The organism is Peribacillus sp. P4_C12, assembly GCF_056402095.1.
The window spans coordinates 1-4,609 of record NZ_JBFUIB010000294.1 but is presented as its reverse complement, the minus strand read 5'-3'; the positions used below and the strand labels follow the sequence as shown (position 1 = coordinate 4,609).

Sequence of the window (4,609 nt, the reverse complement as noted above, 5' to 3'; positions counted from 1 at the left end):
GTGTAGGAATGACTCAAAGAAAAAGATTAGGAGGTGCCAAGCTACAAGGATATTTTGAACAACTTTTTATCTCCGAAGAAATTGGTTATGAAAAACCGAATCCCCATTTCTTTTACTATATTTTTGATGCCCTGCATACAAGCCGTAAAGAAGAATTTTTAATGATAGGTGATCGTTTAACATCGGATATTCAAGGGGCTATCAATGTCGGAATAGATTGTGTTTGGTTTAACCCTAAGAGAAGCATGCCTAAATCATGTTCACCTAAGAGCACATATACGATACCAAATTTAATGCAAATAATGGACTTATTAGAGGAATAATCATGAAAAAAGTAATTCAATCGATTCTACTCTATATAGTAAGTGCTATTGGCATTAGTCTTACATTAAAAGCTGATGTTGGAGTAAGCAGTTTTAATGCAATGAATTTATCCATATCTGAATGGACTTCCATCAAAGTTGGAACAATTACATTCATTGCAAATCTCATTTTTCTAATCGGTTATATCTGCCTATGCGAAAAAAAGAATTTTAGAAAATTTACTTTGATGTTCATTTCCATCTTGTTCTTTGGAATGGTTATTAATTTTTTCCTCTATACTATTTTCGGTACGATTCACGTAGAGAATTATTTAGTAAGGATCGGACTATTTATTTTCGGTGTGATACTAGCCGGTGTAACAACAGGCATTATTTTATCATTAGATATTATTCCTTTTCCTATTGAAAGTTTATGTTTACGAATAGCTGAATTAACAAAACGCTCTTTCTCTCAATACAGATATTGTGTCGATTTATTCTCCATTATTCTATCAATAACAATATCACTACTATACAATTTACCAATCAATATTCGAGAAGGAACGATTATCAGCTTCTTTTTATTGTCCTGCATTATTTCTTATACACGATTGAAATTTAAAAACTATCAGCTGAAACTCAATAAAAAACATAACTAAAAAATAACCTCTTCCGGATAAGAATCCAAAGAGGTTATTTTTATCAAACTTATTCTAAACGATCAATCTTTTTAGTAAAACTACAGTTAAACTACCCTGCACCTTTAGTTACATAAGGAAAAGCTGCCTTAAAGACAGCTCCGTTCTATTAAAGTTTGATCATTTCTTATTGAACTAAAGCACCCGTTAGTGCGATAAGAAAAGTTACATTCTATTGCACATTATCTACGTACTTCGATACGAAAAAATCAAATCTCTAACTTTAAACCAACTTGTAATTTTTTTATTATTGTATACAATAATACTATCTTAAAGTGTGAAGGGACTGAACTATGCACAGATATCAATATCTAAACCCCAAATTAAAATAAAATGGAGGCAAAAATATTGATTACAGAACTACGAACAGAAAGATTAATATTAAAAAAAATGAAAGTATCAGACTCCTCTAGCCTATTTAAGATCTGGTCTGATCTTGAAGTTACAAAGTTTATGAATATCAATAGTTTCACTGATGAAAGTCAAGCAATACAAATGATTGAAATGCTTGATAAGTTATATCATGAAAACAAAGCTATTCGCTATTCAATTTTTCATTTAGAATCAAATCAAATTATTGGTTCTTGTGGTTACAATACCTTAGACTTTGAAAATTCAAAAGCAGAAATCGGTTATGAAATTAGTAAAGAATATTGGGGTAACCGATTTGCTTCGGAAGCCATTCTTAAACTATTGGATTATGCATATAATACTTTAAATTTTAATAGGATTGAAGCGAAAGTCGAACCTGAAAATAGAAATTCAATAAAGCTTCTAGAAAAGTTAAATTTTCAATTTGAAGGCACACTAAGAAAGTCCGAAAAATCAAAAGACACATTTATTGATTTAAATATGTATTCAAAATTAAAAACTGATTAACATAAATTGTGAAAAGCCTATATTCTATACGAATATAGGCTTTTTCGGCACTTTATTGATCGCTTTTATTCAACATAACAAATATACTACTGTTTAATAATAAAATTATCTTTTCTGATTGAACTATCCTGCCCCGATAGTTGCATAAGAAAAAAGAGCCGTTTGAACAGCTCAACAATCTTCAACTCATGCTCCCGTTAGTTGAAGAGGACAATCTATATTAATTTGAGATAAACGGTGCTTTTTGTACATACTTTAGATTTTCAATTTGKTTAATGATAAAAGTCGCAATATCTCGGTTAGTTATTTTTGCACCTGGCATATCTGTAAGATTTTCCTTAATGAATCCTATTTCTGTACCATCAACTATAAATAGAAGCCTAATTAGAGTCCATTTAATTAGTTTATTACGGTTAAGAATATGCCATTCTTTTTTCTTATCTATCATCATATTAGAGTAGATGATTTCAAACATCTTTGCCCCAACTCTATTTAAAATTTTCTTTTTATCTCCATTAATAGTTAGAGAACCACCCGTAACACCAATATAACGATCAATTTGTAAATCTGCCATTACCTCAAGTATTTTTTCAGTTACATTGCTATAAAACGGTTTCTCTTTGAGTGGCTGACCAAAAGTATTAATAACTATTTGACAATCTTTTAGTTGTTTTCGAATATCCTCCAAATTTTGTACATTCCCTTCTACTATCTCAATCCTAGCGTCTCTGAAAGTTAACTTTTCTGGATTTCTAACAAGCATACGAACTTGATACCCATTCTCTAACGCTCTAGCAGCAATATGACGTCCTACCTTCCCCGTTCCACCGATTATAGCTATCTTATAAGAATTATCCATAATACCCCTCCAAATAATCATAGTAATATGTATACGGTCAAATTCCCTTTTCGATTCAAATATTCCGTTATTCAACTAAACTGCCCCGTTAGTTCCGTAAGAAAAAGAGCTGCCAAAGCAACTCCCTTATTGAAGTAAAGCACYTGTTAGTTTRATAAGAAAAGACTATGTTAAAGTTCTCCGGTGTTTTTGAATTATTGTAGTGATTGGATTTGGAATATTAATTATTCTAGGGAATATAAATGATTAATTTTCTATGATACTATTTACTATAGTTGTTTACCAGTATGAGGAGGGAAGGAATGAATCGGAACTTCCGTAATACCATATTCTATTTACTGATCTTTTTGGTCATCATTGGAATTGTAATCATCTTTAATAATAACAATGAATCAACAGAGAAAATGACCCAAGATGAGTTCTATAATCATTTGGAGAGTGGGGACGTTACATCACTAACGATGCAGYCCGAAAGCAGTGAATTTAAAATCATTTGGAAGCTTAAGGGGGAKGATGAAAACAAGAACTTTGTGACRTACGTGCCATTCAGTGAATATTCACAGAGTCGAATTAATGATGCCGTAACTAAATTAGGTAAAGACATCATCACTGTTGAACCTCCAGAAAAGACAAGTGGCTGGGTGACATTTTTCACTTCCATTATTCCATTTGTAATCATTTTCATCCTGTTTTTCTTTATTTTTCTGTTTGTAGCTATAAGAAAAAAATGGAAGGGATGAAAATACATATACATAAAAAAAAGTAAACTCGCTTTCCATATGGACTTTGCGWGTTTTTTTTACATTGTTTTTGTAAGTCAACCTTTATCTAGCCTAATAAAAGAAAAGGATAGCTTATTAAAGTAACGCACCCGTTTGTTTAAGTACAACATTTCACAATATCAATACAATTTAAAGAGGGGAATGTTTAAACATTGAATTGTCTATACAACATTAGCTGACATCATTTACATATTAAACCCTATATGGATGTATACACAACCAAACGAGAACCTTCTCGTTTGGTGAATAAGTCGCTATCTATTAATCCATCTTAACAAATGAAGCTACATGGAGGGGAGGTTCTAAGCATGAGCCAAAAGCGTGATAAAGGCAATAGTCAAAAGGGAAAAGCTAATAGCAATACAGTAGATCCAGTGATCGCAGCAGAAGACTTGGAAAAAGCAATTAATCCAACTAATAAGCTCCCGCGCAATGCCAAAGGGTAAGTACAATCTCGTGATTTCTTTGCTTTTCCGAAAAGAAACTTGCAGGTAAACGAAAATGAAGAGTCAAGCAATCCACTAACATGAAGGATTACTTGACTCTTCAAAGGTATAATAGACTTTTATTTTAGTCCTTATATTGTTCATTAGGCCTTGAAATTTCTTCTTTACATACTCCATAGCTTAGCAAGAACAGTCTTTTTTAGAAACATACTTAGGAGGTAAAATCCCAATGTCTATTTTCATAAATTCCCCCAATTTATTATACCAATCCTCATTGGATTAACCTGCCCCGATAGTTGCCTAAAGAAAGAGCTGCCTTAAAGACAGCTCTGATCTTCAGCTAACGCACCCGTTAGTTCATTAACAAATTAAGCGTTGAAGTATGTTTAATAAATGTTTTGCCAAAACCTATCACTTTTCATATCTTCAACTACTTTTTTAAATGTATTTAAAATCTGTTGAACATTTTCATCACTAAATATAATCATTTGAACTGGGGAGCTACTTGTAGTACCTCCATTTTTTGAACAAGGAAAAATCCTTATTTGAGAAAAATGCTTCCAATCAAGCGCCTCAATCAGCCAGTGTGTAGCATAAGGGTATTCAGGTGTTATTTCATCATTATTCAGAGCATACTTATCCC

Annotated in this window: 7 protein-coding genes; 5 read left to right on the top strand and 2 right to left on the bottom strand. The window is 31.9% G+C overall.

Annotated elements, in window-relative coordinates; genetic code table 11:
* The 3 genes from AC1DUW_RS21380 to AC1DUW_RS21370 form a co-directional block, all read left to right on the top strand.
* Positions 1-323 (top strand): HAD-IA family hydrolase (locus AC1DUW_RS21380; RefSeq protein WP_477643401.1); only part of this gene is annotated, 323 nt, incomplete at its 5' end.
* Between the two features lie 2 nt (positions 324-325).
* Complete coding sequence (locus tag AC1DUW_RS21375; RefSeq protein WP_053346670.1) at positions 326-961, top strand: YczE/YyaS/YitT family protein; 636 nt, start codon at positions 326-328, stop codon at positions 959-961.
* Between the two features lie 387 nt (positions 962-1,348).
* On the top strand, positions 1,349-1,879 hold the full coding sequence (locus AC1DUW_RS21370) for a GNAT family N-acetyltransferase (RefSeq protein ID WP_053346671.1): 531 nt from the start codon (positions 1,349-1,351) through the stop codon (positions 1,877-1,879).
* Between the two features lie 220 nt (positions 1,880-2,099).
* On the opposite strand, the gene AC1DUW_RS21365 is transcribed toward AC1DUW_RS21370, so the two are convergent.
* Positions 2,100-2,738, bottom strand: coding sequence for an NAD(P)-dependent oxidoreductase (locus tag AC1DUW_RS21365; protein WP_477643400.1), 639 nt, complete (start codon positions 2,736-2,738; stop codon positions 2,100-2,102).
* Positions 2,739-3,040: 302 nt separating this feature from the next.
* On the opposite strand from AC1DUW_RS21365, the gene AC1DUW_RS21360 reads away from it, so the two are divergent.
* Positions 3,041-3,478, top strand: a complete 438-nt coding sequence (locus tag AC1DUW_RS21360) for an ATP-dependent metallopeptidase FtsH/Yme1/Tma family protein (protein ID WP_477643399.1) — start codon at positions 3,041-3,043, stop codon at positions 3,476-3,478.
* Between the two features lie 350 nt (positions 3,479-3,828).
* The gene (locus AC1DUW_RS21355) at positions 3,829-3,966 is read left to right on the top strand and encodes a hypothetical protein (protein WP_169787518.1); all 138 of its coding nucleotides are present in this window, start codon (positions 3,829-3,831) and stop codon (positions 3,964-3,966) included.
* 386 nt (positions 3,967-4,352) lie between these two features.
* Here AC1DUW_RS21355 and AC1DUW_RS21350 read toward each other — a convergent pair.
* Positions 4,353-4,609: hypothetical protein (locus AC1DUW_RS21350; protein WP_477643398.1), on the bottom strand; the 257-nt coding region annotated here is incomplete at its 5' end.

Bases quoted from the DNA above. Each gene is read 5' to 3' on its own strand.
- AC1DUW_RS21375 (WP_053346670.1), top strand. From the start codon at position 326: ATGAAAAAAGTAATTCAATCGATTCTACTCTATATAGTAAGTGCTATT.
- AC1DUW_RS21355 (WP_169787518.1), top strand. From the start codon at position 3,829: ATGAGCCAAAAGCGTGATAAAGGCAATAGTCAAAAGGGAAAAGCTAAT.